This window comes from Mesorhizobium sp. M1C.F.Ca.ET.210.01.1.1 (genome assembly GCF_004791585.1).
Taxonomy (GTDB): Bacteria; Pseudomonadota; Alphaproteobacteria; order Rhizobiales; family Rhizobiaceae; genus Mesorhizobium.
Genome location: NZ_SRUU01000052.1, coordinates 1 through 25,748, shown reverse-complemented (window position 1 = coordinate 25,748; position 25,748 = coordinate 1). Strand labels below are relative to the sequence as shown.

The following is a 25,748-nucleotide window of genomic DNA, read 5'->3' as shown; positions in this document are numbered from 1 at the left end:
TGTTCAGGTTGATGGTTCTTTGGTGGGAAGGGACCGAGCCATGCCACGGCCTGTCCGCAAGGACGACCAGGATCCTCTCGGCCTCCTTCCCACTTCAACCATACAACGGAACCAACACACAGGATCCCCGGGTCTGCGCCGCGTCGCTTCGCTCCTTGCTGCGCCCGTGGATGACGAACGCGGAGGCGAGCCAAATTTGACCATGTGGACAAAAGTCAGGCGCCGTTCCATAGTCTTGGCGTCCGATATTTTTTGAACGGCCGGCTCGACACGGCCGTCGAACAGAGGGGAACTTCAATGAAGAACGATGATAGCAAAATGCAGCGCGCCGGCCTGTCGCGGCGCAACGTGCTGGAACTCGGCGCGCTGGGCCTTGCGGCCGCCGTGCTGCCCAATGCCGCCTTCGCCAAGGACAAGAAGCTGAAGGTGGCGGCGATTTTCGCCACGCCGATCGAGGAGCCATGGGACAACCAGATCCATGTCGCCCTGCAGAAGGCCCAGAAGGAGCTGGGCATCGAATACAAATGGTCGGAAAAGGTGCAGACCGCCGACTTCAGCCGCGTCATGCGCGAATATGCGCAGGGCGGCTACCAGCTGGTGCTGGGCGATGCCTTCGCCGCCGAGCGCGAATCGCGGCGCACGGCAAAACAGTTTCCGAAGACAGCCTGGCTGTTCGGCTCCGGCGCCGGGCCGGCCGAACCCAATTTCGGCGTCTTCGACAACTGGATCCACGAGCCGGCCTATCTCTCCGGCATGATCGCCGGCAAGATGTCGAAGTCGGGTACGGTCGGCGCGGTCGCGGCGATGGGCATTCCGGAAGTGAACCGTCTGGTCAACGCCTTCTTTGCCGGCGCCAAGGAGGTCAACCCGAACATCAAGAAGAAGGTCGCCTTCATCGGCTCCTTCTTCGATCCGCCGAAGGCCAAGGAAGCGGCCGTGGCGCAGATCGATGCCGGCGTCGACGTCATCTATGCCGAGCGCTTCGGCGTCATCGAGGCGGCGGTGGAGAAGAAGATTCTTGCCATCTCCAACATGTCGGACCAGTCGAGCCTCGGCCCCGACACGGTCATCACCGGCCCGGTGTGGGACATGTATCCGACGGTCGAGCAGGCGATCAAGCTGGTCAAGGCCGGCGTCTTCACGGCGCAGGACTATGGCGACTTCTCGCGCATGGCCAAGGGCGGCTCCTATCTCGCGCCCTACCACAAGTTCGACAAGACGCTGCCGGCAGAGGTCAAGGACCTGGTCGAGAAGAAGAAGGCCGAGATCCTCGAAGGCAATTTCCGCGTCGACGTCGACGAGAACACGCCGGTTTCGGATTGAAGTTTTATTGGGGGCTGGCGCGAGGCGCCCCCCTCTGTCCTGCCGGACATCTCCCCCTCAAGGGGGGAGATTGGCAGCTTTGCCGACTTCGCGTTTGCTTCGAGGTTGGCGATTGGCGAAAGTCGAGGTGACATCCGATCTCCCCCTTGAGGGGGAGATGGCCGGCAGGCCAGAGGGGGGTATAGCACTGCCCTTTGCGGTTAGCCGGATCGTAAGTGAGGGAGTACCCTTGTCCGCCCCACTCATCGAAATGCGCGGCATCACCAAGAGCTTCGGCGCCGTCAAGGCGAACGAGGCTGTCGATCTCAGCGTCGCGCCCGGCGAAATCCTCGGCCTGCTCGGCGAGAACGGCGCCGGCAAGACGACGCTGATGAACGTGCTGTTCGGCGCCTATGCGCCGGATGCCGGCGAGATCCTGGTCGAGGGCAGGCCGGTCGCCATCCACAATTCAGCCGATGCGCTGGCCGCCGGCATCGGCATGGTGCACCAGCATTTTCACCTCGCGCCGCGGCTGACCGTGCTGGAAAACCTTCTGATCGGCATTGCCGGCAAATCCGGCCGCATCGACCGCGCCGGCGGGCTGGCGCGGCTGAAGGAGATCGGCCGCCAGCATGGCTTGGGCCTCGATCCCGACCTGCCGGTCTCGGTGCTGTCGGTCGGCGAGCAGCAGCGGCTGGAAATCATCAAGGCGCTGTTCCGCGGCGCGAAGCTCCTGATCCTCGACGAGCCGACCGCGGTGCTGGCGCCGAGCGAGGTCGATGGCCTGTTCGCCGCCCTGCGCTCGATGGCGGGCCAGGGGCTCGGCATCATCTTCATCTCGCACAAGCTCAACGAGGTCAGGGCGCTCACCCATCGTTGCGTTGTGCTGCGGCACGGCAAGGTCGCCGGCCGCGTCGATCATCCGGCCAGCACCACATCGGCCGAAATGGCGAAACTGATGTGCGGCCACGAAATCGTGCCGCCGACCAGGGAGGCCTCGACGCCCGGCGCCGCCGTGCTGACGCTCGACGGCATTTCCACTTCCGGCCATGCCGGCACGCCGCTGCGCGACGTCTCGCTCTTCGTCCGCGCCGGCCAGATCCTCGGCATCGCCGGCGTTTCCGGCAACGGCCAGCGGGCGCTCGCCGACGTCATCTCCGGCATGCTGCCGCCTCAGGCCGGAACGATGGCGATAGCCGGCAAAACGGTCGCGCAATTCTCGCCGCGCGAGCTGCAGGCGCTCGGCCTCGGCCGCATCCCGGAGGACCGGATGACGACCGGGCTGGTCACCAACTTGCCTTTAGCCGATTCCATGGTGCTTCCGCGCATCGGCACCGAAGCCTTCAGCCGCAAGGGCCTGCTCGATCCCGCCGCGATCCGCGCCTTCGCTGAGGCGCAGATCAAGGCTTACGACATACGCTGTCCAGGGCCGATGGTGCGCGCCGGCGCGCTTTCCGGCGGCAATCTGCAGAAGGCGCTTTTGGCGCGCGAGCTCGCTTTCGATCCGAAGGTGCTGATCGTGTCGCAGCCGACGCGCGGGCTCGACATCGGCGCGGCGCGTTTCATCCACGAAAAATTCCTCGCCATGCGCGCCAAGGGCTGCGGCATCATCGTCATCGGCGAGGATCTCGAGGAATTGCTGATGCTCTGCGACCGCATCGCGGTGATGTATGAGGGCCGTATCGCCGGCACGCTTTCGAGCGCGGACGCCTCCGTCGCGAGGCTCGGCCTGATGATGACCGGCGCGGAGGGGCACGCCTGATGTTTCGCCTGGAAGCCCGCACGTCGACGCCCGCCTGGTTCAATCTCGCGCTGCCGCTCATCGCGATCGCCGTGACGCTGGTGCTGTGCAGCGGCCTGATCGCGATGGCCGGCGCCGGCGTGATCGAGGCCTATGGCGTGATGCTGTCGGCCTCGCTCGGCGACAGCTACGCCATCACCGAGACGCTGGTGCGCGCCGCGCCGATGATCTTCACCGGCCTCGCCGTAGCGATCGCCTTCCGGGCGAAATTCTGGAACATCGGCGCCGAGGGCCAATTGCTGGCCGGCGCGGTGGCGAGCTGTGCCGTCGGCGCGATCCCGATGCCGGGCACCCTCGCGATGCTCCTGATGGCGCTGGCGGGTGCGGCGGCCGGCGCCATCGTGGCGCTGGTGCCGGTGATGCTGCGCGTCAAATTCAAGGTCGACGACGTGGTCAGCTCGCTGCTGCTCAACTCGGTCATCTATTATGCGCTGATGGCGCTGATCGAGGGGCCGTGGAAGGACAGTTTCAGCGGCTATCCGATCTCGCCGCCGATCGAGGATTCGGCCAATTTCCCGGTGCTGATCGAAGGCACAAGGCTGCATCTCGGCGTCATCGTGGCGCTGATCGTAGCACCTCTTTGCTGGTTCCTGATCGCGCGCACCACGCTCGGATTCCGCATCCGCGTCACCGGGGAGAATGCCGAAGCCGCGCGCTATGGCGGCATCAACGTGCAGCGCGTGCTCATCTCCACCGCGCTGCTCTCCGGCGCGCTGGCCGGGCTCGCCGGCGTCGGCGAGGTGGGCGGCGTGCACTTCCAGGTGATGAGCGACATCTCGCCGGGCTATGGCTATTCCGGCATCGTCGTCGCAATGCTCGCCCGGCTCAACCCGCTCGGCGTGGTGCCGGCGGCGATCTTCCTCGCCGCCGTCATGACCGGGGCCGAGGCGATGTCGCGCGCGACCGGCGTGCCGGCTTTCCTCAGCGACGTCATCCAGGGCACGGCGCTGCTTGCCATGCTGGTGGCGCTGCTCTTCACCGCCTATCGCGTCCGCCGCGTGGGAGCGACGACATGAGCGCGGTGTTCGAGCAGATCTTCCAGGTCGGCTTCCTCGCGGCCATCATCCGCATCGCCACGCCTTTAGCCTTCGCCACGCTGGGCGAAATGTTTTCCGAGCGCGCCGGTGTGCTCAATCTCGGCATCGAAGGCATCATGCTGTTGTCGGCGATGGCCGGCTTTACCGCCGCCAGCCTCAGCGGCAGCCTGTGGCTGGGCGTGCTGGTGGCCGTGCTTGTCGGCGCGCTGATGGGTGCCCTGCATGCGCTGTTCACGGTGGCGCTGGGTCTGAGCCAGCATGTCTGCGGCATCGGCGTGACTTTGTTCTCATCCGGCCTTGCCTATTTCCTCTACAGGCTGATCTTCGGCCAGCAGTCCGTGCCGCCGAGCATCGACGGCTTCAAGCCCGCGCCGATCCCGCTGTTTTCGGATATCCCGATCCTCGGTCCGGCGGTGTTCAACCAGTTCACCCTGGTCTATCTCGCCATCATCGCCATACCGCTTGCTGCCTTCGTTCTCTACCGCACGCCATGGGGGCTTTCGGTGCGCATGGTCGGCGAGAACCCGCGTGCCGCCGATTCGGCCGGCGTCAGCGTCATTGCCACACGTTTCCAGGCGGTGATCCTCGGCGGCGCGCTGATGGGCCTTGCCGGCGCCTTCCTCACCATGGCGCAGTTCAACGCCTTCACCTTCGGCGTGGTGTCCGGGCGCGGCTGGGTGGCGATCGCGCTCGTCGTGTTCGGCCGCTGGGATCCGTGGCGGTCGGCGGGAGCGGCGCTGCTCTTTGCCTTTGTCGATGCGCTACAGCTCAGGATGCAGGCGAGCGGGCTCGGGCACATTCCTTACGAAGCGTTCCTGATGCTGCCCTTCATCTTCACCATCGTCGCCATGGCCTTCATGTCGCGCAACGCGGTCGCACCATCGGCGCTGCTGAAGCCGTTTCGAAGGGAAGAGCGTTAGAGTACTTGGCGCTTTTCCTCTCCCTCCGGAGGGGGGAGAGGTGGCGCTGCGAAGCAGCGACGGAGTGGGGGAACCACCTCGCAACCGTCGCCAACGGATATTGAATGGGGACCAAGGCGCAGGAAACTCCCTGCACCGCGCTGAAGGTCGACCCCCACTCCGTCGAGCTTCGCTCGACACCTCTCCCCCGATCGACGGGGGAGAGGAAAGGTGTGAGCTCGCCGACCTTGGCGCCCTTTCCTCTCCCTCCGGAGGGGGGAGAGGTGGCGCTGCGAAGCAGCGACGGAGTGGGGGAACCACCTCGCAACTGTCGCCAACGGATATTGAATGGGGACCAACGCGCAGGAATCTTGCTGCACCGCGCCGAGGATCGACCCCCACTCCGTCGAGCTTCGCTCGACACCTCTCCCCCGATCGACGGGGGAGAGGAAGGGCGCCAAGCCTCAAATCGCCGTAAAGGCATTATCCACGAAGAGATGCGCGCCGTTGACGAAGCTCGATTCGTCGCTGGCCAGGAACAGCGCGGCCTTCGCCACTTCCTCCGGCTCGCCGATGCGGCCCTGCTGCGCGGCCATGGCAGCATCCGAGACGTCGACGCCGAGCTTGCCGAGGTCGGCGACCTCGCGCAGGCCGTGCGGAGTGCGGATGAAGCCTGGGCAGACGGCGTTGCAGCGGATGTTGCGGTCGCGGAATTCGACCGCGATGGCGCGTGCGAACATGTGGCAGGCGCCTTTGGTGGTGTCGTAGAGCACTTCGTTCGGCGTTGCCGCCACCGCCGAGATCGACGAGGTGCAGACGATCGAGCCGCCGCCGGCGGCGATCATGCCGGGCAGCACCGCGCGCGTCATCAGGAACATCGAGCGCACATTGACGGCATGCAGCCAGTCCCATTCCTGCAAGCTCGTCTCCAGGAAGGGTTTGATGACGATGGTGCCGGCGTGGTTGAACAGCACGGTGACCGGTCCGAACTTTTCCGCCGCCGCCTTCGCCGCCGCTTCGACCTGCGCCTCGTCGGAAACATCGGCCACGAAATGCTCAGCAATATGGCCGCGCGCGCGGATCGCCGCTGCGGTCTTGCCGGCCGCTTCGCCATTGCGGTCGATGATCGCCACCTTGGCGCCTTCGGCGGCAAACAGCTCGGAAGCCGCCCCGCCCATGCCCGTCGCGCCGCCCGAGATGATGGCGACCTTGCCCGCCAGCCTTCCACCCATGTCTTTCTCCGTCACTTTCCGAGAGTCTTCGTTCGCTCGGAGCCGATGCTATCCCTGAGGCTCTGGATGGCCAAGCTCTGTCGAACGAAGGGCTTTTGGTTTCGAAAGCCCGCTTCGACTGGTGATCGCAGCTCAGCCCTGATCTGTATACTTTGACCACCCGACTTCCTTCCCTTGGGAGGGTAAGAAAAACCATTGACCTCCAGATTCTGAGAATGCCGTTCCAAAAACGCCGCGAAAATAGCAATCGACAAAGTCTACTAACTTTATAGATTAACGGCCGAGACGGAGGCTCGACCATGTCCTACATCCAGAACGCGCAGCGCAAGGGCCAGAGGCTGACCGCCGACCAGAGCTGGAGGCCCGCCTACGGCGGCACTTTCGCCTATCTCGTCTTCGCGCTGGCATTCGTGTTCACCGGCGCCGTGGTGCTGGGTCTCATTCCCTGACCGCATATCGGGAGACCGCATCGGGGCCTGAGCCCCGCTGTCTGAAAATCTGAGTTGAGTAGCCGGAGCAGATGACTGGCCGCGCGCCAGGGCGCTGTCGCGCGCCTTGTTCGCGGGTTTTCGAAGAGCGGGGCAACCCAACGTGATGGAGGAGATGGCAATGCCGATCGAGTTCACGCATGTTCCCGGCAAACCTGCCAATGGCGGCTTCTTCTACGATTTCGCCGAGACCGCGACCAAGCTGTCGCTGATCGAGGATGCCGGTTTCCGCAAGCTGGTGGTCGACGACCCGGCCGGCCTGCTCACCAACATGGACATCGCCGCCCAGACGCTCGACCGCACGGCGTCACTGGAAGTGGTGCTGACGCACTGGGCCGGCGTGATCGAGCCGACGGTGGCGGCAAGGCAGCTTGCGGCGCTCGACGCCAGGAGCGGCGGCCGCCTGTCGCTCAGGATGCTGGGCGAGCCGCTGGAAGACAGCGACGCCGAGGCGCGGCCCGTCGGCCACAGCGTGGTGTGGCAGCGCATCGACGAATATCTGGTGCTGCTGAAGCGCCTTTGGTCGAACGACAGGCCCTTCGATCACGAAGGCGCCTTCTACAGCGTGCGTGGCGGCTATGTGCCGCGCAAGGGCCCGCATGGTGCCGATCTGACCATCCGTCTCGGCGGACAGTCCGGGACGGCGCTGAAGGTCGCTGGGCGGCACGCCGATGTCTTCGAACTGACTGCCGGCTCGCCGGACGAAGTCGCACAACTGATGCAGCGCGTGCGCGGCGCCGCCGCCGAACATGGTCGCGCCGGCAAGCTGCGCTTCGCGCTTCCCATCCGCATTCGCCCGGAGGGCTGGTCCGGTGCCTCCGATCACAAGGCCGTCGAGGTCGCCGGGCCGCCGGCGCGGCTTGCGCTCTCCTTGTTGCCCTATGCCGCGCTCGGCGTCGAGGAATTCATGATCGGCGGCATCGACCGTCCCGGCGAGATCGCCCGGAACGGCCGCGAGACGGTCACGCTGATCGCGAATTCGCTGGCGCGGCGCGCGGCCGACGCGCCGCAGCCAGGGACTTTCGCGGCGCGCCCGTTCACCGAGGCGCACCTGCGCTGAGATTGCAAATCGAGGCGAGACCGGCCGTTGCGGCCGCCGGTCTCATTGAGGATCGACGGCCGACGGCTGCGGGACATATTCGACGCCGTCCATCACATAGTCCGCGAACAGGAAATCGCGGATGCCGGCGATCCGGCCGTTCTCCCAATCGATGAGGATGAAGTAGCGCGGCGGCCCGTCCGGGCGGTTCGGACTGGTGACCAGGATGGCGGGACGGCCTTCGACGATAGCGGTCATGAAATGCCAATGCGTCTCGTCGGCATAGCGGCCAAAATAGTTGCCGACATATTCCTTGCCCTCGGCGCGAAGCCGATTGACCAGCTCCAGCTTCACGTCGTCGGCAAGAAGGCCGCGCAGGGCGTCGAAATCCCGGGCATTGAAGGCCGCGACATAGTCGCCGAGGCGCCGCATGTCCTGCTGGTTCAGCGTCGGCCGGGCCGCCGCCGCCCGAGGTGCTGCCGCCAGCTTGCGCAGGTTCTCGCGGCCCCGCTGCAGCGCGCCCTTGATCGCCGTCTCGGTGGTTTCGAGTATCTCGCCGATTTCCTCCAGGCTGTGGCCGAGCACATCCTTCAGCACGACCGTGCATCGCTGCGCCGGCGGCAACTGCATCAGCTCGGCCAGGCTCGCCTCGGCGGCGATCCGCGCATCGAGGCCGGGGTCTACGACGGCGATGCTATCGAGCTCGACGTCGCTCTCATGTGCCCTGGAGCGGCTCCGCTTGCGCAGGAAATCGAGCGCTGAATTATGCGTGATACGGAACAGCCAGGGTTCGGTCTTGTCGGGCATGTCGCCATTCCTGATCGCCACGAAACCTTTGGCCAAGGCCTCTTGGACGATGTCCTCGCCATCGATGACCGATCCCACCATGCGCGAAGCGTAGCGGTGCAGCCTGGCTCTCAGGCCTGCGGCCTCGCGCTCGAAGGCGCGAAGCTTGGCTTCGGTCGTTGCAACAGGATGATCCTGCGAACCGGTCACTTCGCCTCCTGGCTCTCGATCCCACCAGCGCGGGAGTAGGTGGTTTGGCCCGTCACGCTCTCGCCGGCTCCCAGCTCGAGAATCGTTTTCATATACTCGGCGAAGCGCGGATCGTTCCGGAAGGCGGCTATGTCTTCGGCCGAGCGCCATTGCGAGATGTTGACCACCTTGCTGCCGTCGCCGCCGACAACCACGGATGACGAGAGCGAGCCCGGCTCCCTGCTGAAGAAGTTCCGCGTCCCTTCGGCAAGCACCTTTGCAAGGTCCTGCTGCTTGCCGGGCTTGGCGGTGAAGACGTTGATCAAGGTCACTGCGGTCGACATGGCTTGGCTCCGTTTGTCCCGGCGGAGGCCGTCGTGGCTTCCGCGATCGTCACAGCCGTCAAGACGAACGCGATGCCGGGAACGGAACGGCGCGTGGCGAAAAATTCTTCAGCTCACCCCGCTCGCGAGCCTCGACAGCGCGGTGACGACGGCCTCGGAGTCCGCCAGCGCGCCGAAGACGCCGTCCTCGACGGTCACCATGTGGAGCGCGGCCTCGTGCGCCTTTCGGTCGCCGCTGGCGCAGGCGTCCGCGATCGTCAGGCACTGGAAATTGCGGTCGCAGGCCTCGCGCAAGGTGGTGTGCACGCAGACATCGGTGGTGCAGCCGGTGAAGAGGAGATGGGTAATGCCCCTCGCCCTGAGCACCAACTCCAGATCGGTATAGGTGAAGGCGCCGTTGCAGGTCTTGTCGACGACGATGTCCTGCGGCGCCACCTCAATGTCGGCGACGATCTGGAAGCCGGGGCTGGAGCGCAGCAGGATGTCGGTGCCATCCAGCCCCGCCCGCTTGCGGCGCCATTTCTCGTAAGGCGCCATGTCGGCCATGTCGGCGCGGTAGCCTTGCCTGGTGTGGACGATGGTGAGACCAGCGGCACGGGCGGCCGCAATCAGCCGGTTCACCGCGGGCAGGATCGCCCTCAGCGGCGCGGGGTCATAGCCCTTCCTGGCGAAATATCCCGTCGGCGACAGGAAATCCTCCTGCAGGTCGATGACGAGCAACGCGGTGTTTTGCGGCACCAGCCGGCCGTCATAGGGGAAGTCGAAGGGTGTCGCCTTGATCATCGCTCGCCGGTCCCGATTTGCCGACCGGCATCGTGGCTCAGCGATGGCATCGCAGTCCAGACCCCGGAGCGCCCGACGCCCCGCGGCATTGCGATTTGTTGATCAATCAATTCACCTTTATAGTTGACTAGTAAGGTCATGTTTTCTAGTCAACCAGCGTTGGCCGCCTCGCGACAGGCCGAGGCGGCGACCGCTTGGAGACACATGTTGGCCACAGCAGCTACCCAGACAGCCTTTCATGTCGACGCGGTGCGCTTTGCCGGCGAGCGCACGATGCTCGGGCCGCTGAAGCAAGGCCGGCTGCTGCGGCGCGGCACTCCGAACGAGATCAAGCGGGGCGAGGTTCTCAGGTACTTTTTCGGTGTCGAGATGGGCGTGCTCGAGCGTCCCGTCACCGGCCAGCCCCATCGGCTACCTGCAATGATGAAGCGAGGAGGAGCCTTGACCCGGAACAGTTTGCTCGCGGCGGTCGCCGTGTCCGCCATTCTTTCGGCGAGCCCCATTCCTTCAGCTGGCATTGCGCTGGCGCAGGAGCAGTCGGCAACGCCGGCGCCTGCCACGCAGGTGCCCCTCGAACTACCCAAGGCACCGCCGGCAGCCGCGCCGGCACCACATGCCCCGGCCGCTGCGGCGCAGGCCCCCGCGACCTGGGCGCCAAGCCCTGCCGCGCCGACCGAACCGCGCGTTCAGCCGGCTCCTAACACCGCCGGGGGCGAGGAGCCTTCCGCCATTGCGCTGACTCTGCCACATGACCTGTCACCCTGGGGCATGTTCATGAACGCCGACATCGTGGTGAAGGCGGTGATGGTCGGACTCGCCTTCGCCTCGCTTGTCACCTGGACGATCTGGCTCGCCAAATCGCTGGAGATCCTCGGCGGCAAGCTGAGAGCCCGCCGCGCCGTGGACGCGATCGCCGACGCCGCGACATTGATGCAGGCCGGCCGCGCGCTTGGCCACAGCGGCGGCCCGGGCGCGCTGCTGGTGCGGGCGGCGGAGGAGGAGCGCGCACTTTCGGCCGGCGCGCTCGACCATGTCTCGGGCGACGGCCTGAAGGAGCGCGTCACCTCGCGGCTTTCGCGCATCGAGGCGGCGGCGTCACGGCGCATGTCGAGCGGCACCGGCCTGCTCGCCACCATCGGCTCGACGGCGCCCTTCGTCGGCTTGTTCGGGACCGTCTGGGGCATCATGAACGCCTTCATCGGCATCTCGCAGGCGCAGACAACCAATCTGGCGGTGGTCGCGCCCGGCATCGCCGAGGCGCTGCTTGCCACCGCGATGGGCCTGGTAGCGGCCATCCCAGCGGTCGTCGTCTACAACGTCTTCGCGCGCTCGATAGCCGGCTACAGGCAGATCCTGGCCGACGCCTCTGCCGGCGTCGAGCGGCTGGTCAGCCGCGATCTCGATTTCCGCACGGTGCCCCCGGCAAGCGCGATAGCGGCGGAGTGAGCGGTTATGGCGGCGCGGATTCGCGAGGCGGCGGGCGAGGATCTCGAGGAAAGCCACGAGATTAACGTCACCCCGTTCATCGACGTCATCCTGGTGCTTCTGATCATCTTCATGGTCGCGGCACCCTTGGCAACGGTCGACGTCAATGTCGACCTGCCGGGCTCGACGGCCACGCCGGCGCCGCGGCCCGAGACGCCGCTATTCCTCACGCTGAAGCGCGATCTCACGCTGGCGATCGGCAGTGACAGCGTGCCGCGTCCGGCCTTCGCCGCGGTGCTCGACACAAGGACCAAGGGCGATAAGCAGACACGCATCTTCGTGCGCGCCGACAGAAATGTCGGCTATGGCGAGCTGATGGAGGTGATGAACCTGCTGCGCGCCGCCGGCTATCTGAAGGTGGCGCTGGTCGGCCTGGAGACGGCCTCGGGCGTTAGCAGCGCGGTTCGGGCTGGCAGCGGGAATCCGGCGTCCGCAGCAACCGGAAACACGGCGCCATGACAGTCGCCGCCCTTTCCCGGATTCCTCAGCCGCGCTTCGGTGTGCGCGAGGCCGGTCTGTGGACGAGTGCCGCCGCGATCATTCTGGCCGCCCATGTGGCGGTTGCCTATGCCGTGCAGAAGCTGAGCTTTGCCGAGATGCCGGACGGTGGCTCGCCGCCGGCGCTGGCGATCGAAATGGCGCCGCTCTCGACCCCGGCACCTGAAGAGGCGGCCATGCTGGATTCGGTGACGCCGGATCCGCCCGATGCCGCTGAGGAGACGGAAAAGCCTGTCGATGTGAAACCGATGACCGACCCGGCACTCAAGCCAGCGGTGGAGGAAGCGGAGCCCATCACGGAGCAACCGGTCGAAGCCGAAAAGGAAGCCCCGGCGGCGGAGCAGACCGTAGCGGCGCTGAGCGAGCGGCCGCCGCTGGAAGAGGTCGTGCCCGATCCCGTCGAGGCCGTGGCTCCCGATGTCGTCATTCCGCTGCCCCAGCCGAAGCCGGTCGATAAGGAAATCAAGGCGGACAAGCCGGTCGAGGCGAAGAAGAAAGCGCAAAAGCAGCCGGTCGAGAAGCCGAAGCCGCGGCCGAGGAAGGAAAAGCCGGCGCCGGCGAAAATCGTGACAACCGCCAGCATCGACGCCAAGGAAGGCGCGAAGGTCGCCGCGCCGCAATCCTCCAACGCGGCGTCGCGGTCCAGGGTCAGCCCGTCGCGATGGAATTCCAGCCTGCAGGCGTGGATCAGGCGGCATACCCGCTATCCAAGCGCGGCACGTTCGAGAAAAGCCGAAGGCAGCCCCAACGTCACCTTTACGGTTGACGCCTTGGGCAGGGTGATCTCCGCCCGGTTGGCGCGATCCTCCGGCGACGCGGACCTCGATCGCGCAGCGCTTGCCACGCTGCAGGGCGCTTCGGTGCCGGCGCCGCCGGCGGAGCTCGGCGCGCGCGTCACCCGTACCGCGCCATTCGTCTTCAGCCTTCGGGACTAGGCCAAAGGGACGGATGGTGATAGGCGGCGGAGCGTTCAGCTTTTTTCCCGGATGCGGCGGGATTGTGCCCCGCCGAAGAAGCATATGACCATGTTCACGCGCCGCACTCTTCTTAAAACCGCCGCTGTCGCCGGTCTCGCCGGAGCCGGCGCCTCGACCACCATCGGCAGGTTGGCGGGCCTCGCGGCGGCCACATCGGATCCGGTTATCCTGAAGACCGCCAGCATCGAGGCGAAGCTGATGGAGGCCGGCCCAACCAGAAACGTGCTCACCTATGGCGAGGCAGGTCCGCCGCCGGTGCTCAGGATGAGGAAGGGTGCGCCGTTTGCCGCGCGGCTGGTCAACGGCATCGGCGATCCGACGACGATCCACTGGCACGGCATCCGCGTGCCGAACAAGATGGACGGCGTGCCGTTCATGATCCAGCCTTATGTCTATCAGGGCGACCATTTCGACTACGCCTTTTCGCCGCCTGACGCCGGCACCTTCTGGTACCATCCGCACTGCAACACGCTTGAGCAGACGGGCCACGGGCTGACCGGCGTGATCGTGGTCGAGAACCCCAGCGATCCGGTTTTCGATGCGCAAGTGGTGGTCAATCTGCGCGACTGGCGGCTCGGCGACGACGGCCAGTTCATCGCGCCGTTCCGGCCGCGCGACGCGGCGAGAGCCGGCACCTATGGCACGGTGCGCACCGCCAACTGGCTCGAGCAGCCGCAATATGACGCGCCGGCCGGCGGTCTGGTGCGGCTCAGGGCGGCCATCACCGACGTCACCCGCATCTACGCCTTCCGCGTCGACGGCGCCGAGGCGGCGGTCATCGCGCTCGACGGCAATCCGGTGCCGCAACGCTTCGCGCCCGATGCCTTGCAGCTCGGGCCCGGCCAGCGGCTGGAGCTTGCCATCCGCATGCCCGATGACGAGGGCGCGATCGTCAGCCTGCGGGACGTCAGGGGCACCAAGCCAAAGATCCTGGCGACGCTGCGCGCGGTCGGCAAATCGCTCAAGCGCGACCTGCGCGATCTGCCGCCGCTGGAGTCGAATCCGGTGGCGGAGGTGGACCTTGCCAGCGCCAGGCGCATTCCGCTGGCGCTCAGCGCCACGGCGGAAAACGTTTCGGCCGACAGCATCTGCGGCTCGCTCGGCTACAGTTTCTGGGCCATCAACAAGGTGCCGTGGCCGGGCGACACGCCCGACCCGACCGCGCCGCTGGCCGAGCTGAAGCTCGGCAAGAGCTACGTCATCGACATGGAAAACCTCACGCCGCATTCACACCCGATCCACCTGCACGGCATGAGCTTCAAGGTGCTGTCGTCCTCGACGCGCCAGGTGCAGCCGCTCGTCTCCGACACCTATCTCATCCAGCCCGACGAGAAGGTTCAGCTCGGCTTCGTCGCCGACAACTCCGGCGACTGGCTGCTGCACTGCCACATCATCGAGCACCAGAAGACAGGCATGACAAGCTATTTTCGGGTGGTGTGAGCGAGCGCGTTAGCGGCTGCCAGAACGTCAGCGCCCACCGTAACGACTAGGCCGTCTTGACGGTTCGTTTTCGGTGGCGCCACGCGGGATTTGCCGGCGCGTGTCATTCCTGACATTGGGAGCCGAGCCGTCCATCAGGTTCCTGACTTTGGCATTGTTGTGCGCATGGATAATGGCGCGGCTGAGATGGAGCAGGATTGCGACCACTGACATTGGCACTTCCTCCGTTGATGGCGGATATGTCGGCAGCGGGACGCCCGACAAATGCACCTCGTCTGTTTCGTGGAGATGGCGGGCGAGGTGGCTTCCCGTTTCCAGTTCGTGACCTGGAAACATCCGTGTGCGAGCGACCTCGGTCGTGACGGCCCCAGCGAAAAGCCGATGGAATCCGTAGGACCAGCCCATGCCTGTTGTCGGGCGACTTTGAGGGGGTGCCAGTGCGAACATGATCTAACGCTCATATGTGCGGCCGGAAACAAAAGTGATCGCCGGCTGCCGCAAATCGTCCCGAATCCGAAGGTCTTTCGGCCCCGACTCGAGACGATGGAGAGGTTGATGAAATTGTCTGTCCTTACCCTTGCCGGCACCATGCTGGCGCTGGCGCCTGCGGTTCAGGCGGCGCCGATGATCGGTAATCCGGCCGGAGGGAGCCTTGTGCAGCAGGCGCACGTGACATGCGCGTACCTGACCGAAGACGGCTACTGCGTGCGGTCGCACAAGAAGCACAAGCACTGGGAGCGCGAGCGGCACTACCGGCCGATCTACCACACCTACGAGCCGCAGGATGAGTATTACTGGCGCTACCAGCGCCCGCGGCCAATCATCCGCGTCGTCCCCAGCTATCCGCGGCAGGATGAAGACAATTGGGATGATTGGGACGATTGAGGCCGAAAGCTGCCCTTGCTGGCCGCATGAGCTGTAACGACGGATGCGTGGCCGGACAGCCGTCCACGCATCCGCAACCAGGTGCCTTCGCGCCTACCAGCCGAACAGCAGGGCTGCTCCGCTTTGCCCGTCGCCGGTCTGCGCGACGCTGGCGTCGGTGTTCCGGCCGAACTGGAAAATGCCGTAGGAATTGTCGGTGCCGTCCTGCCGCAAGGTGGCGGAGTGTCCGCTGCCCTCCTGTCGGATTATGCCGAGATTGCCGGCCCCGTCCTGGCCTATGCCGGCACGGTTGTTCCGCCCTAGTTGCCTGATATGGGCGCCGCTGCGCAGCCCGTTGTAGAGCGAATAGGCGCGCAGGCCGAGATCCAGTGCCCGCGCATCGTGGGCCGTCCGAGGCGAGTAGTAGAATCCGACCGACCCGCCCGCTTTTGCCGGAGCGGCTACAAGGGGCAAGCCGACGGCTGCGGCGAGCACGGTGGCTTGGACGAGCTTTGCGATCTGGCGGTTCATGCTACAACTCCTGCGGTTCGACCGTTGATGAGGAACAGTCGCATAGCCAAGCTGAACCGTGACGGAAGGGTTCGTTCAGGAGCGGTTCAAGACCGGGGGCGACTCAGCCTTCCAGGAATGACCCCAGGGCGTGTGGAAATGGCGAAGGGCTCCGGTTGCCCGGAGCCCTTCCTTTCGATCGGCTGGGACTGCCGGCGTTCAGGTCGCGCCGGACACCTGCTTGACGCAACTGACGCTCGTGCCGCCTGCGGTCACTTTCAGCTTGACGTCGTAGGCAGCGCCATTCGCCCCGACGCTCATCGTGCCAAGCGGTGCGGGAATGCCCGGACCGGCTTCGAAAGCGCCGCCCTGCCGGATGCTGGCGGAGCCGGCCGTGCCGCCGCCGGAGACGCTGACCGTGTAAGTGCCGCTGATGCTCCTGTCGGCATAAACCACGGGCTCGAGCAGGATGGCGTCACCCTGAACCGTATCTCGTATCTCGCATCGCAGCGGCCCGGAATTCGAGCCATCCTTTCCGGCCGTCGCGCCGGTCGCGATCACAGCCAGGAGCGCGGCCGATGCCACCGCTGTTCGCTTGTCCAGTATAGTCATGGATGATCTCCTCGCCATTTCAGGATGGCGGCCGGCAACATCGCTGCCGGCCGTCCATGGTTCAGGGGCAGTCCTGGACGAAGGCGGCGACATTGCCGCTGCCACCCTGGCTGACGTCGGCATTGCACCCGTGGCCGACCTGGACGCCGGCGGCGATGTTGCCGTTGCCGTCCTGTGTCAGGATCGCGGTGTGGTTCGAGCCGAACTGGGCAATGCCCGCAGCATTCCGGCTGCCGTACTGGTAGGTCGCGCCGTGGTTGTCGACGCCCTGCTGCCCGATCACGGAACGGTTGCGATGCCCATATTGCTGGCCGATCGCGGTGTTGAAGCGGCCATCCTGATAGACGTGTATGCGGTTGCGGTAGCCGTGCTGGGCGCCGCCGGCGGAATTGCGCCAGCCATATTGTTCGATGTTGACGTCGTTGGCCATGGCGGGCGCGATGGCGGTGAAGCCGACGACGGCGGCAAGGGCTGCGGCGATGATTGACGTGCGGGTCACGGGCTTTCTCCTTCGATGCGGCGGGGACCGCGGGTTGAACGGCCCCTTTGTAGGAGGATGGTCCGGAACGGAGGCTGAAGGCTCCATTCAGCGAAAATTCATGACCGTTCCGTTCGGACTTCAGGGGCGCAGCCCCCCGGCCATTCGGTTTGGCGAGGTCACAATTCAGGAATGCTTTGCCGATGAGGAGTTCGACTGAGAATCAGTGCTGGAGCAGGTCGGCGATCATCAAAAGCTGAGCCGCCCTAAGAGGGCGAAGGCCGACTTTTCTTGTTTGCGGTAGCGAGCACCGCTGGCAAGCCGGCGGCTCACAAGATTCGGCTGGTGGAGCTGAGGGGGATCGAACCCCTGACCTCATCATTGCGAACGATGCGCTCTCCCAGCTGAGCTACAGCCCCGTTCCAGCGGATCGGCTTGTATCGGTCGCGGCGGTTTGATGTCAAGGCGAAACGGCTGGCCGGCGTCGATGCGCCGTGGCCGGCGGGCCTTGCCGGTTTGCCAAGCAATGGCTACATGTCGGCGACAATTTGGAGACCGGCATGATCGCCCTCATTCAAACCATCGTCATGGCGCTCGACCTCTATTGGTGGGTCATCATCGCCTCGGCGATCTTTTCCTGGCTTTATGCCTTCAACGTCGTCAACTCGCGCAACCAGTTCGTCGGCACCATCGGCAATATGCTCTACCGGCTGACCGAGCCGGCGCTCAGGCCTATCCGCCGCTTCATGCCCGATCTCGGCGGCATCGACATCTCGCCGATCATCCTGCTTCTGATCATTTTCTTCATCCGGCAGTTCCTGCTCACGACCGTGCTGTCACTGGTCGCCTGAGGCGGTCCGGTCGATGAGCGCGCCGTTTCGCCCGCGCGACGACGGCGTCGACCTCTTGGTGCGGCTAACGCCGAAGGCGGCGCTGGACCGGATCGACGGCGTCGAGACGGCCGATGACGGGCGCAGCCATCTCAAGGCCCGCGTGCGCGCCGTGCCGGAGAAAGGCGCCGCCAATACGGCGCTGGAGCGGCTGGTGGCCAAGGCGCTGGGCGTGCCGGGGTCGGCGGTTTCGGTGGTTGCCGGGGGGACGTCGCGGCTGAAGACGGTGCGGATCTTGGGCGATGCGGCCGAGTTGGCGAAGCGCGTCGAGGCGCTTTCAGCGTAATCCAAGAATTTGAGATGTAGGCGCGAAGCCGTAGGCTGCGTGATGGCGCAAGCCGATTGGCGCTTCAATCCCCCAACGGCAGCTTTGGATCGTCGACCTTCAGCGTGTTCACGCTTTGCTTGATGCGGCGCAGGTTCTCCAGCACTTTCGGCCCGCGCGATTCCGCCACCGTGGTGGCGATCATGTCGACGATGGCGAGCAGCGCGTAACGCGACGAGGTCGGCTTGTAGATGTTGCCGTCCTCGAAAGACTGCAGAAGGATGACCGTGTCGGCGACCTTGGCGAGCGCGGAGTCGGGCGCGGTGATGGCGACGGTGGCGGCGCCATATTGCTGGGCGACCTCGACGGCCTCGATGACCGAGCGGGCATAGCCCGAGACGGAGAAGGCGACCAGCATAGTCTCCGGGGTTGCGACGGCGGCATACATGCGCTGCAGCTGGCCGTCGACCTGCGCCAGCGCCGAAAGTCCGAGACGGAACAGCCGGTTCTGCATCTCGGTCGCCATCATCGAGGAAATGCCGCCGGAGCCGATGCACAGCACATTGCCGGAGCCGGCGATGCGGGCGGCCACGGCCATCAGCGTCGTCATGTCGAGGTTCTCGCTGGCGCGCTGGATGGCGGCGATCGCCGCTTCGGTGATGGCCGACGCGATGCGCTGCTCGCGCGCGTCGCGGCTGAGCGGCTCCGGCGACAGATACTGGCCGCCTATGGCGATCGCCTGCGCCAGATAGAACTTGAAGTCGCGCAGGCCCTCGCAGCCGAGGTTGCGGCAGAAACGCGTCACCGTCGGCTCGCTGACGCCGACGCGCGCGGCAATCTCGGAGATCGCCGCCTTGGAGGCGAAGTCGAGATCGGACAACACAAGCCCCGCCAGCCGGCGGTCCGACTTGGTGCCGTCCTGCGACATCAATTGCAGGCGGGTGATGATGTCGGCCGGCGTCTTCATAAGGGGAGGCCGGTCGCCTTGTCGAAGAGATGGATGTTGCGCGGGTCGACGCTCACCGGCAGCCGGTCGCCCGGCTTCACCTGCAGCCGGTCGCGGAACACGGCGCGCACCGTGTCGCCGCCGACCGAACCATAGACGTGCGTTTCAGAGCCGGTCGGCTCGACGACATCGACATCGATGGCTATGGCGTCGTCGGCGGCGCCGATGAGGAAATGCTCGGGGCGGATGCCGGCCTCGACCGTGTCGCCGCCGGAGGCAGCCTTGCCGGCGAGCGCCAGCCGGCCGGCCTTGGTCTCGAACCATGACTTGCCGTCGGTCGATCTCAGCGCGCCGGAGACAAAGCTCATCGAGGGCGAGCCGATGAAGCCGGCGACGAACTTGTTGGCCGGCCTGTCGTAAAGCTCCAGCGGCTGCCCGACCTGCTGGATGCGGCCGTGATCCATCACCACGATGCGGTCGGCCATGGTCATGGCCTCGATCTGGTCGTGAGTGACATAGACGATGGTCGACCTCAGCCGCTGGTGCAGCGCCTTGATCTCGGTGCGCATCTGCACGCGCAACTGCGCATCGAGGTTGGAAAGCGGCTCGTCGAACAGGAACACCGACGGCTCGCGCACGATGGCGCGGCCCATGGCGACGCGCTGGCGCTGGCCGCCCGACAACTGCCTCGGATAGCGGTCGAGATAGGAGAAGAGGTTGAGCACGCCGGACGCCTTCTTCACCTTGTCCTCGATCGCGGCGCGGGTTTCACCCCGGATCTTCGGGCCGAAGCCGATATTGTCGGCGGCCTTCAGATGCGGGAACAGCGCATAGGACTGGAAGACCATGGCGATGTTGCGCTTCTGCGGCGGCAGGTCGTTGGCGCGCGTGCCGCCGATGACGAGGTCGCCGGAGGTGATCGTCTCCAGCCCGGCCAACATGCGCAGCAGGGTCGACTTGCCGCAGCCGGAAGGGCCGACCAGCACGACGAACTCGCCGCTTTTGATGTCGAGGTTGATGTCCTCGAGGATCTTGTGGTGGCCGAAGGATTTCGACAGGTTGCGAAACTGGACGTCGGTCATGGTCACGCTCCCAATATGTCGTCGATGAAAGGCAGATAGCCGGCTGTCAGTCCGGCGTCCACCGGCACCACCGCGCCAGTTATGCCGGATGCGCGGTCAGAGGCAAGGAAAGCGACGGCCTCGGCCACTTCCGAGGCATCGACGATGCGGCCGAGCGGATAGAGCCGCTTCAGCCGGCCGAGGATTTCGGGGTCCTTGGCCAGGCGATGGTCCCATGCGGCGGTGCGGATCGAGCCTGGGCAGACGACATTGGCGCGCACGCCGCTGCGGCCGAGCTCGACGGCGATCGCCTTGGCATAGGCGTTGATGCCGGCCTTGGCGGCGGCGTAAGCCGGGTTGCCGAAATGGGCGATGGCGTTGACCGAGGAGATGAAGACGACGCTGCCCGCGCCGCGCGCGGCCATCGCCTTGATCAGCGGATCGGCAAAAGTCATCACCCCGGTCAGGTTGAGGTCGAGCTCCTGTGCGATCACGTCCGGCGTCAATGCTTTCAGCGTCTCGGCGCGCGTCCAGCCGGCGTTGTTGATCAGGATGTCGGGGACGCCGTCCTTGTCGAGCAAAGCAGGGATCGCCGCCTCGATCGAGGCGCGGTCGAGCAGGTTGAAGACATGGCGCGAGGCGATGTGCGGGCTCTCCAGCGCCTCGGCCGACTGGTCGCAGCCGACGATGCGGGCGCCGCGCTCGTCCATAAGCGCCACGATCGCCGAGCCGAGGCCGCCGCCGGCGCCGGTGACGACAATTGTCTTGCCCTCGAAATCGACCTTCGAAACCACGATGCGCGCTCCCTCCTCGTCGCCGGGCTGTCAGAAGAAGCTACCCAACGAAATGTAATTAAGCAACATGATAAACTGCTTGCGTAGCGCAAAATGATCGATAATGTAGGAAAGTCACATAAATCCTGCGCCCAAAAAAGGGCCAGGTGCCAATGCGCATCAATGGGAGAGATCAGATGAGCCTTGCGAAATGGAGTGTCGGTTTGTTGGCCGGAATGAGCATGCTGGCGCTCGCCGTGCCGGCCGATGCCGGCGAGGTACGCGTCACCGTCGCCGAGTACAGCGCCAAGACCGGCCCCTATTTCGAAGCGGTGAAGAAGGAGTTCGAGGCGGCGAATCCGGGCATCACCATCAAATATGAAGTGGTGCCGTGGGACGTCCTGTTGCAGAAGCTCACCACCGACATCACCGCCGGCACCAATGCCGACCTCTCGATCATCGGCACGCGCTGGCTGATCGACTTCGTGCAGCAGGATGTCGCCGAGCCGCTCGACAGCTACATCAAGCCGGAGTTCAAGGATCGCTTCATCGACACCTTCCTGTCGCCCTCGATCATGGGCGGCCACACCTACGGCCTGCCGATCGCGGCTTCGGCGCGCGCCATGTATTACAACAAGGAGCTGTTCGAGAAGGCCGGCATCGCCAAGCCGCCGGCCACCTGGACCGAACTGCAGGAGGATGCGCGCAAGATCAAGGCGGTCGGCGCCTTCGGTTTCGGACTGCAGGGCAAGGAGATCGAGACCGACGTCTACTACTACTATGCGATGTGGTCGCAGGGCACCGAGATCCTCAACAAGGACGGCACGTCGGGCCTCGGCACGCCTGGCGCTCTCGAGGCCGCTAAGCTCTACAAGTCGATGATCGACGAGGGCCTGACCGAGCCTGGCGTCACGTCCAACAACCGCGAGGACGTGCAGAACCTGTTCAAGCAGGGCAAGGTCGGCATGATGATCACCGCGCCGTTCCTATCCAACCAGATCAAGGAAGAGGCGCCGAACCTGAAATACGGCGTCGCCGCGATCCCGGCCGGCCCGACCGGCGCCCGCGGCACCTACGGCGTCACCGATTCCATCATCATGTTCAAGAACTCCAAGAACAAGGACGAGGCCTGGAAGCTGCTCGACTTCCTGTTCACCAAGGAGCAGCGCGCCAAGTTCACTCAAGGGGAAGGCTTCCTGCCGGTGAACAAGGAAGAGGCGAAGATGGACTACTACGTCAACAACGCCGATCTCGCCGCCTTCACGGCACTTCTGCCCGACGCCCGCTTCGCGCCGGTCATCCCGGGCTGGGAAGAGATTGCCCAGATCACCTCGGACGCCATGCAGAAGATCTATCTCGGCAGCGCCGAGCCGGAAGCCGCCCTGAAGGAGGCGGCGGACAAGGCCAATGGCGTGCTGAAGAAATAGGGCGTGCCTCCCTGCGCCCGTGGCGCGCCCCACCCCGTCGGGGCGCGCCACACCTTTTTCCTTCAGAAATGCGTGGCGGTTTCCGAGGATGCCGGCAGGCAGGTGAGGGGCGGCGCAGACATCGGCGAGGAATTCAAAGGACGTGTCTTGGGCACCAATGCCACAGCCACTGATGTCTACCTCCAGCACGGTACAAGTCAGCCGATGCAAAGCCGTCTCCTGCCCTATCTGCTGACGCTGCCCAGCCTGCTGCTCGCGGCGGTGGTGATCTTCTGGCCGGTCTGGGACCTGGTGCAGATCTCGACGCATGACGTCAGCCGCTTCGGCCAGTTGCGCGATTTCAGCGGCCTGACCAATTTCTCGGCGCTCTTTGCCGATCCCGATTTCATGGCCGCGCTCTGGCGCACCGGGCTGTGGACAGTGCTGGTGGTCGGCGGGGCACTGCTCTTGTCGATCCCGGTGGCGATGATCCTCAACATGGATTTCTACGGACGCGGTCTTGCCCGCGTCATCATCATGCTGCCCTGGGCGGTGTCGCTGACGATGACGGCGGTGGTCTGGCGCTGGGCGCTCAACGGCGAGAGCGGCATGCTGAATTCGGCGCTGATGAAGCTCGGCCTGATCAGCCAGAACATCCAGTGGCTAGCGAGCGCCGAAACCGCTTTCCCGATGCAGGTGCTGATCGGCATCCTGGTGACGGTGCCGTTCACCACGACGATCTTCCTCGGCGGCCTGTCCTCGATCCCGGACGATCTCTACGAGGCTGCGGCGCTGGAAGGCGCAACGCTGTTCCAGCAGTTCCGCGAGATCACCTTTCCGTTGCTGAAGCCGTTCATCAACATCGCGATCGTGCTCAACACCATCTACGTGTTCAACTCATTCCCGATCATCTGGGTGATGACGCAGGGCGGGCCGGCGAACTCCACCGACATACTGGTCACCCATCTCTACAAGCTCGCCTTCCGCATCGGCAAACTGGGCGAGGCTTCGGCGGTATCGCTGGTGATGTTCGCCATCCTGCTCGTCTTCACGATGATCTATGTGCGGCTCGCCATGCGGGAGCAACGCGCATGACGAACGGCAAGCTGAGACGCACCATCATCGCCTGGCTGCTGCTGTTGCCGCTGATCGTGGTGACGATCTTCCCGTTCGCGGTGATGTTCCTCACCGCCGTCAAGCCGCGGCCGGAGGTGCTGTCACCAAGCTGGTGGCCGAGCGAATTCCGCTGGTCGAATTTTGCCGACATGTGGGTGGCGACCGGCTTCGGGCAGGCGCTGCTCAACTCGCTCTATGTCTCGGCGCTGGCGACCATCGGCGCCATCCTGATCTCGGTGCCGGCCGCCTATGCCATGTCACGCTTCCGCTTTGCCGGCTATGGAGCGTTCCGCCAGTTCCTTTTGATCTCGCAGATGATCTCGCCGATCGTGCTGGTGCTCGGCCTGTTCCGGCTGATGGCAGCGTGGGGGCTGGTCGAGAGCACCACCGCGCTCGGCTTCATCTACATGGCCTTCAACGTCGCTTTCACGGTTTGGATGCTGCAGAGCTATTTCGACACCATTCCGCGCGACCTCGAGGAGGCGGCCTGGATGGAAGGCGCCGGCCGCTGGCTGACGCTGCGAAAAGTGTTCCTGCCGCTTTGCCTGCCGGCGATCGCGGTGACGGCGATCTTCACCTTCATCAATGCCTGGAACGAGTTCGTCGTCGCGCTCACCATGCTGCGCAGCCAGGAAAGCTACACGCTGCCGATCCAGGTCTTCTCGCTGGTCGCCGGCCGCTACACGATCGAATGGCACCATGTGATGGCAGCCACGCTGCTTGCGACGCTGCCGGTGGCGATCCTATTCATCTGGCTGCAGCGCTATCTCGTCAGGGGCCTTGCGCTCGGGGCCGTAAAATAGCCGATATCCCGCGGAGTTTTCATGCGCGTCTTCACCGCCTCGCTGGCGACGGAAACCAACACCTTCTCGCCGGTGCCAACCGACCGGGCCTCGTTCGAGATGGCCTTCTATGCCGGGCCGGGCAAGCATCCGGAGACGCCGACGCTATGCTCCTCGCCGACCGTGGCGCTGCGCCGGCGCGCGGCGAGCGAAGGGCTCACCGTCATCGAAGGCACCGCCACCTGGGCTGAGCCCGGAGGGCTGGTGCAACGGCAGACTTATGAGGCGCTGCGCGACGAGATCCTCGATCAGCTCAAGGCGGCGTTGCCGGTCGATGCAGTGATCCTCGGCCTGCATGGCGCCATGGTGGCGCAAGGCTATGACGACTGCGAGGGCGACCTGCTGGAGCGCGTGCGCGGCATAGTCGGGCCGAAGGTGGTGATCGCCTCGGAATTCGACCCGCACAGCCATCTGACGCCGAAGCGCGTCGCGGCCTCCGACATCATGGCCTATTTCCTCGAATTTCCGCACACCGACTTCTACGAGCGCGGCGAGCATGTGGTCGAGCTCGGCCTCGCCGCGGCGCGCGGCGAGATCAAGCCTATCATCTCGACCTTCGACTGCCGCATGATCCAGGTGCTGCCGACCAGCCGCGAGCCGATGCGCTCCTTCGTCGACAAGATCAAGGCGCTGCACGGCAAGGACGGCGTGCTGTCGGTCTCGGTCATCCACGGCTTCATGGCCGCCGACGTGCCGGAAATGGGCACGCGCATCCTGGTAGTCACCGATAACGACAAGGAAAAGGGCGACGCGCTGGCGGAAAAGCTCGGACGCGAGCTCTATGCCTTGCGCGAGAAGACGGCGATGACGATGCTCTCCGCCGCCGCCGGCATCGAGCAGGCGCTGGCCGTGCGCGCCGGGCGCAAGGACAAGCCCGTGGTCATCGCCGACGTCTGGGACAATCCGGGCGGCGGCGTGCCGGGCGACGGCACGATCATGCTGCGCGAGCTGCTCAGGCGCGGCGTCAAGAGTGTCGGCGTCGCGACCATCTGGGATCCGATCGCGGTCACGTTTTGTCAGGCTGCCGGCGAGGGCGCCGTCATCGACCTGCGCTTCGGCGGCAAGGCGGGACCGCAGGCCGGCGAGCCGATCGATGCGCGCGTCACGGTGCTGAAGGCGGTGAGCGAGGGCTGGCAAAGTTTTGGGCCGAGCCGAGTGACGCTGGGACCAGCCGCGGTGGTTCGCATCGAGGGCACCGAGGTCGACGTCATCCTCAATACCAACCGCACCCAGACCTTCGAGCCGGACATCTTTTCCAACGTCGGCATCGATCCGCTGTCGAAAGACATCCTGCTGATCAAGTCGACCAACCATTTCTACGCCGGCTTCGCGCCGATCGCCGCCGAGATCATCTATGTCGCGGCGCCGAGCTCCTATCCGAGCAATCCGGCGGTAACCGACTACAAGAAGCTGAAGCGGCCGATCTGGCCGCGGGTGGCGGATCCGTGGAAGGGTGCGGTCTCCCCTTCTCCCCTTGTGGGAGAAGGTGGCCGCGAAGCGGCCGGATGAGGGGTGTTCCAGCGGAGTGAGGCGTTGGCGTTTCCTGGAACACCCCTTGTATCTGCACGAACAGAGATTTGTGCGAGAAGAGCGACTGAGCCTCGAACCGGACGGCCATCCGATTCGAGGCTTGGCGAAGTCGCCCGAAACCCCTTCGGTTACAACCGTGGATGAGCCTGGGATCT

Annotated in this window: 28 protein-coding genes and 1 tRNA gene; 17 read left to right on the top strand and 12 right to left on the bottom strand. The window is 65.3% G+C overall.

Annotated features, from left to right (window positions below; genetic code table 11):
* Window positions 1-297 precede the first annotated feature (297 nt).
* The 4 genes from EN853_RS31500 to EN853_RS31480 all read left to right on the top strand — a co-directional run bounded on the left by EN853_RS31500 (window position 298) and on the right by EN853_RS31480 (window position 5,060).
* Window positions 298-1,323 (top strand): BMP family protein, encoded by a 1,026-nt coding sequence (locus tag EN853_RS31500; protein ID WP_127862834.1) that lies wholly within the window; start codon window positions 298-300, stop codon window positions 1,321-1,323.
* Window positions 1,324-1,552: 229 nt separating this feature from the next.
* Complete coding sequence (locus EN853_RS31490; RefSeq protein WP_127862835.1) at window positions 1,553-3,064, top strand: ABC transporter ATP-binding protein; 1,512 nt, start codon at window positions 1,553-1,555, stop codon at window positions 3,062-3,064.
* Entirely contained in the window at window positions 3,064-4,119 is a 1,056-nt protein-coding gene (locus tag EN853_RS31485; protein ID WP_127862836.1) for an ABC transporter permease, read from the top strand. The genes EN853_RS31490 and EN853_RS31485 overlap by 1 nt, the downstream gene beginning before the upstream one ends.
* Window positions 4,116-5,060 (top strand): ABC transporter permease, encoded by a 945-nt coding sequence (locus EN853_RS31480; RefSeq protein WP_127862837.1) that lies wholly within the window; start codon window positions 4,116-4,118, stop codon window positions 5,058-5,060. The genes EN853_RS31485 and EN853_RS31480 overlap by 4 nt, the downstream gene beginning before the upstream one ends.
* A 443-nt stretch (window positions 5,061-5,503) precedes the next feature.
* Here EN853_RS31480 and EN853_RS31470 read toward each other — a convergent pair whose 3' ends face one another.
* A complete protein-coding gene (locus tag EN853_RS31470; protein WP_127862838.1) occupies window positions 5,504-6,271 on the bottom strand; it encodes an SDR family oxidoreductase in 768 nt (255 codons plus the stop codon).
* Between the two features lie 299 nt (window positions 6,272-6,570).
* Here EN853_RS31470 and EN853_RS31465 point away from each other — a divergent pair, with 299 nt between their 5' ends.
* The gene (locus EN853_RS31465; RefSeq protein ID WP_125004176.1) at window positions 6,571-6,720 is read left to right on the top strand and encodes a hypothetical protein; all 150 of its coding nucleotides are present in this window, start codon (window positions 6,571-6,573) and stop codon (window positions 6,718-6,720) included.
* 160 nt (window positions 6,721-6,880) lie between these two features.
* Window positions 6,881-7,819, top strand: a complete 939-nt coding sequence (locus EN853_RS31460; protein ID WP_127862839.1) for an LLM class flavin-dependent oxidoreductase — start codon at window positions 6,881-6,883, stop codon at window positions 7,817-7,819.
* Window positions 7,820-7,861: 42 nt separating this feature from the next.
* Here the strand turns inward: EN853_RS31460 and EN853_RS31455 are convergent, their stop codons facing one another.
* The 3 genes from EN853_RS31455 to EN853_RS31445 all read right to left on the bottom strand — a co-directional run bounded on the left by EN853_RS31455 (window position 7,862) and on the right by EN853_RS31445 (window position 9,900).
* Entirely contained in the window at window positions 7,862-8,794 is a 933-nt protein-coding gene (locus tag EN853_RS31455) for a sigma-70 family RNA polymerase sigma factor (RefSeq protein ID WP_245517246.1), read from the bottom strand.
* Window positions 8,791-9,117, bottom strand: a complete 327-nt coding sequence (locus EN853_RS34935) for an antibiotic biosynthesis monooxygenase (RefSeq protein WP_127862841.1) — start codon at window positions 9,115-9,117, stop codon at window positions 8,791-8,793. The genes EN853_RS31455 and EN853_RS34935 overlap by 4 nt, the downstream gene beginning before the upstream one ends.
* A gap of 108 nt (window positions 9,118-9,225) precedes the next feature.
* Window positions 9,226-9,900 (bottom strand): isochorismatase family cysteine hydrolase, encoded by a 675-nt coding sequence (locus EN853_RS31445; RefSeq protein WP_127862842.1) that lies wholly within the window; start codon window positions 9,898-9,900, stop codon window positions 9,226-9,228.
* Between the two features lie 441 nt (window positions 9,901-10,341).
* Between EN853_RS31445 and exbB the strand changes: the two genes are divergently transcribed.
* The 4 genes from exbB to EN853_RS31425 all read left to right on the top strand — a co-directional run bounded on the left by exbB (window position 10,342) and on the right by EN853_RS31425 (window position 14,300).
* Window positions 10,342-11,346, top strand: coding sequence for a tonB-system energizer ExbB (gene exbB / locus EN853_RS31440; RefSeq protein WP_127862859.1), 1,005 nt, complete (start codon window positions 10,342-10,344; stop codon window positions 11,344-11,346).
* 6 nt (window positions 11,347-11,352) lie between these two features.
* Complete coding sequence (gene exbD, locus EN853_RS31435) at window positions 11,353-11,844, top strand: TonB system transport protein ExbD (protein WP_127862843.1); 492 nt, start codon at window positions 11,353-11,355, stop codon at window positions 11,842-11,844.
* Complete coding sequence (locus tag EN853_RS31430; protein WP_127862844.1) at window positions 11,841-12,818, top strand: energy transducer TonB; 978 nt, start codon at window positions 11,841-11,843, stop codon at window positions 12,816-12,818. The genes exbD and EN853_RS31430 overlap by 4 nt, the downstream gene beginning before the upstream one ends.
* A gap of 84 nt (window positions 12,819-12,902) precedes the next feature.
* Window positions 12,903-14,300 (top strand): multicopper oxidase family protein, encoded by a 1,398-nt coding sequence (locus tag EN853_RS31425; RefSeq protein ID WP_127862845.1) that lies wholly within the window; start codon window positions 12,903-12,905, stop codon window positions 14,298-14,300.
* Between the two features lie 27 nt (window positions 14,301-14,327).
* Here the strand turns inward: EN853_RS31425 and EN853_RS31420 are convergent, their stop codons facing one another.
* Window positions 14,328-14,513: a hypothetical protein gene (locus tag EN853_RS31420; protein WP_127862846.1), complete on the bottom strand. Its 186-nt coding sequence runs from the start codon at window positions 14,511-14,513 to the stop codon at window positions 14,328-14,330.
* A gap of 342 nt (window positions 14,514-14,855) precedes the next feature.
* Here EN853_RS31420 and EN853_RS31415 point away from each other — a divergent pair, with 342 nt between their 5' ends.
* The gene (locus EN853_RS31415; protein WP_127862847.1) at window positions 14,856-15,185 is read left to right on the top strand and encodes a hypothetical protein; all 330 of its coding nucleotides are present in this window, start codon (window positions 14,856-14,858) and stop codon (window positions 15,183-15,185) included.
* A 93-nt stretch (window positions 15,186-15,278) separates the two neighbouring features.
* Here the strand turns inward: EN853_RS31415 and EN853_RS31410 are convergent, their stop codons facing one another.
* From EN853_RS31410 to EN853_RS31395, 4 genes are all read right to left on the bottom strand, one after another.
* Window positions 15,279-15,695: a curlin gene (locus tag EN853_RS31410; protein WP_127862848.1), complete on the bottom strand. Its 417-nt coding sequence runs from the start codon at window positions 15,693-15,695 to the stop codon at window positions 15,279-15,281.
* 198 nt (window positions 15,696-15,893) lie between these two features.
* Window positions 15,894-16,286, bottom strand: a complete 393-nt coding sequence (gene csgH, locus EN853_RS31405; RefSeq protein WP_127862849.1) for a curli-like amyloid fiber formation chaperone CsgH — start codon at window positions 16,284-16,286, stop codon at window positions 15,894-15,896.
* A gap of 61 nt (window positions 16,287-16,347) precedes the next feature.
* Window positions 16,348-16,785, bottom strand: a complete 438-nt coding sequence (locus EN853_RS31400; RefSeq protein WP_127862850.1) for a curlin — start codon at window positions 16,783-16,785, stop codon at window positions 16,348-16,350.
* Window positions 16,786-17,107: 322 nt separating this feature from the next.
* Window positions 17,108-17,183: transfer RNA gene (locus EN853_RS31395), tRNA-Ala, on the bottom strand.
* 141 nt (window positions 17,184-17,324) lie between these two features.
* Between EN853_RS31395 and EN853_RS31390 the strand changes: the two genes are divergently transcribed.
* Together EN853_RS31390 and EN853_RS31385 are read left to right on the top strand one after the other, a co-directional pair.
* Window positions 17,325-17,615 (top strand): YggT family protein, encoded by a 291-nt coding sequence (locus EN853_RS31390; protein ID WP_059189536.1) that lies wholly within the window; start codon window positions 17,325-17,327, stop codon window positions 17,613-17,615.
* A 13-nt stretch (window positions 17,616-17,628) separates the two neighbouring features.
* Window positions 17,629-17,940 (top strand): DUF167 family protein, encoded by a 312-nt coding sequence (locus tag EN853_RS31385; RefSeq protein WP_127862851.1) that lies wholly within the window; start codon window positions 17,629-17,631, stop codon window positions 17,938-17,940.
* A 64-nt stretch (window positions 17,941-18,004) separates the two neighbouring features.
* Here EN853_RS31385 and EN853_RS31380 read toward each other — a convergent pair whose 3' ends face one another.
* Genes EN853_RS31380 through EN853_RS31370 form a run of 3 tightly spaced genes read right to left on the bottom strand, consistent with a single transcriptional unit; the run spans window position 18,005 to window position 20,720 of the window.
* Window positions 18,005-18,886, bottom strand: coding sequence for a MurR/RpiR family transcriptional regulator (locus EN853_RS31380; protein WP_127862852.1), 882 nt, complete (start codon window positions 18,884-18,886; stop codon window positions 18,005-18,007).
* Window positions 18,883-19,947 (bottom strand): sn-glycerol-3-phosphate ABC transporter ATP-binding protein UgpC, encoded by a 1,065-nt coding sequence (ugpC, locus tag EN853_RS31375; protein ID WP_127862853.1) that lies wholly within the window; start codon window positions 19,945-19,947, stop codon window positions 18,883-18,885. The genes EN853_RS31380 and ugpC overlap by 4 nt, the downstream gene beginning before the upstream one ends.
* Before the next feature lie 2 nt (window positions 19,948-19,949).
* Window positions 19,950-20,720 (bottom strand): SDR family oxidoreductase, encoded by a 771-nt coding sequence (locus EN853_RS31370; protein ID WP_127862854.1) that lies wholly within the window; start codon window positions 20,718-20,720, stop codon window positions 19,950-19,952.
* A 176-nt stretch (window positions 20,721-20,896) separates the two neighbouring features.
* Between EN853_RS31370 and EN853_RS31365 the strand changes: the two genes are divergently transcribed.
* The 4 genes from EN853_RS31365 (at window position 20,897) to EN853_RS31350 (ending at window position 25,572) form a co-directional block, all read left to right on the top strand.
* Window positions 20,897-22,126: a sugar ABC transporter substrate-binding protein gene (locus EN853_RS31365; RefSeq protein WP_127862855.1), complete on the top strand. Its 1,230-nt coding sequence runs from the start codon at window positions 20,897-20,899 to the stop codon at window positions 22,124-22,126.
* A 204-nt stretch (window positions 22,127-22,330) separates the two neighbouring features.
* Window positions 22,331-23,200 (top strand): sugar ABC transporter permease, encoded by an 870-nt coding sequence (locus EN853_RS31360; protein WP_127862856.1) that lies wholly within the window; start codon window positions 22,331-22,333, stop codon window positions 23,198-23,200.
* The gene (locus EN853_RS31355; protein ID WP_127862857.1) at window positions 23,197-24,024 is read left to right on the top strand and encodes a carbohydrate ABC transporter permease; all 828 of its coding nucleotides are present in this window, start codon (window positions 23,197-23,199) and stop codon (window positions 24,022-24,024) included. The genes EN853_RS31360 and EN853_RS31355 overlap by 4 nt, the downstream gene beginning before the upstream one ends.
* Window positions 24,025-24,045: 21 nt before the next feature.
* The gene (locus EN853_RS31350) at window positions 24,046-25,572 is read left to right on the top strand and encodes a M81 family metallopeptidase (RefSeq protein WP_127862858.1); all 1,527 of its coding nucleotides are present in this window, start codon (window positions 24,046-24,048) and stop codon (window positions 25,570-25,572) included.
* The last annotated feature ends 176 nt before the right edge of the window (window positions 25,573-25,748 follow it).

What these genes read in the sequence shown, in the direction of transcription:
- EN853_RS31500 (WP_127862834.1), top strand. Translation starts at nt 298, where the DNA reads ATGAAGAACGATGATAGCAAAATGCAGCGCGCCGGCCTGTCGCGGCGC.
- EN853_RS31485 (WP_127862836.1), top strand. Translation starts at nt 3,064, where the DNA reads ATGTTTCGCCTGGAAGCCCGCACGTCGACGCCCGCCTGGTTCAATCTC.
- EN853_RS31480 (WP_127862837.1), top strand. Translation starts at nt 4,116, where the DNA reads ATGAGCGCGGTGTTCGAGCAGATCTTCCAGGTCGGCTTCCTCGCGGCC.
- EN853_RS31470 (WP_127862838.1), bottom strand. Translation starts at nt 6,271, where the DNA reads ATGGGTGGAAGGCTGGCGGGCAAGGTCGCCATCATCTCGGGCGGCGCG.
- EN853_RS31465 (WP_125004176.1), top strand. Translation starts at nt 6,571, where the DNA reads ATGTCCTACATCCAGAACGCGCAGCGCAAGGGCCAGAGGCTGACCGCC.
- EN853_RS31460 (WP_127862839.1), top strand. Translation starts at nt 6,881, where the DNA reads ATGCCGATCGAGTTCACGCATGTTCCCGGCAAACCTGCCAATGGCGGC.
- EN853_RS34935 (WP_127862841.1), bottom strand. Translation starts at nt 9,117, where the DNA reads ATGTCGACCGCAGTGACCTTGATCAACGTCTTCACCGCCAAGCCCGGC.
- EN853_RS31445 (WP_127862842.1), bottom strand. Translation starts at nt 9,900, where the DNA reads ATGATCAAGGCGACACCCTTCGACTTCCCCTATGACGGCCGGCTGGTG.
- exbD (WP_127862843.1), top strand. Translation starts at nt 11,353, where the DNA reads ATGGCGGCGCGGATTCGCGAGGCGGCGGGCGAGGATCTCGAGGAAAGC.
- EN853_RS31430 (WP_127862844.1), top strand. Translation starts at nt 11,841, where the DNA reads ATGACAGTCGCCGCCCTTTCCCGGATTCCTCAGCCGCGCTTCGGTGTG.
- EN853_RS31425 (WP_127862845.1), top strand. Translation starts at nt 12,903, where the DNA reads ATGACCATGTTCACGCGCCGCACTCTTCTTAAAACCGCCGCTGTCGCC.
- EN853_RS31420 (WP_127862846.1), bottom strand. Translation starts at nt 14,513, where the DNA reads ATGTCAGTGGTCGCAATCCTGCTCCATCTCAGCCGCGCCATTATCCAT.
- EN853_RS31415 (WP_127862847.1), top strand. Translation starts at nt 14,856, where the DNA reads ATGAAATTGTCTGTCCTTACCCTTGCCGGCACCATGCTGGCGCTGGCG.
- EN853_RS31410 (WP_127862848.1), bottom strand. Translation starts at nt 15,695, where the DNA reads ATGAACCGCCAGATCGCAAAGCTCGTCCAAGCCACCGTGCTCGCCGCA.
- csgH (WP_127862849.1), bottom strand. Translation starts at nt 16,286, where the DNA reads ATGACTATACTGGACAAGCGAACAGCGGTGGCATCGGCCGCGCTCCTG.
- EN853_RS31390 (WP_059189536.1), top strand. Translation starts at nt 17,325, where the DNA reads ATGATCGCCCTCATTCAAACCATCGTCATGGCGCTCGACCTCTATTGG.
- EN853_RS31385 (WP_127862851.1), top strand. Translation starts at nt 17,629, where the DNA reads ATGAGCGCGCCGTTTCGCCCGCGCGACGACGGCGTCGACCTCTTGGTG.
- EN853_RS31380 (WP_127862852.1), bottom strand. Translation starts at nt 18,886, where the DNA reads ATGAAGACGCCGGCCGACATCATCACCCGCCTGCAATTGATGTCGCAG.
- ugpC (WP_127862853.1), bottom strand. Translation starts at nt 19,947, where the DNA reads ATGACCGACGTCCAGTTTCGCAACCTGTCGAAATCCTTCGGCCACCAC.
- EN853_RS31365 (WP_127862855.1), top strand. Translation starts at nt 20,897, where the DNA reads ATGAGCCTTGCGAAATGGAGTGTCGGTTTGTTGGCCGGAATGAGCATG.
- EN853_RS31360 (WP_127862856.1), top strand. Translation starts at nt 22,331, where the DNA reads ATGCAAAGCCGTCTCCTGCCCTATCTGCTGACGCTGCCCAGCCTGCTG.
- EN853_RS31355 (WP_127862857.1), top strand. Translation starts at nt 23,197, where the DNA reads ATGACGAACGGCAAGCTGAGACGCACCATCATCGCCTGGCTGCTGCTG.
- EN853_RS31350 (WP_127862858.1), top strand. Translation starts at nt 24,046, where the DNA reads ATGCGCGTCTTCACCGCCTCGCTGGCGACGGAAACCAACACCTTCTCG.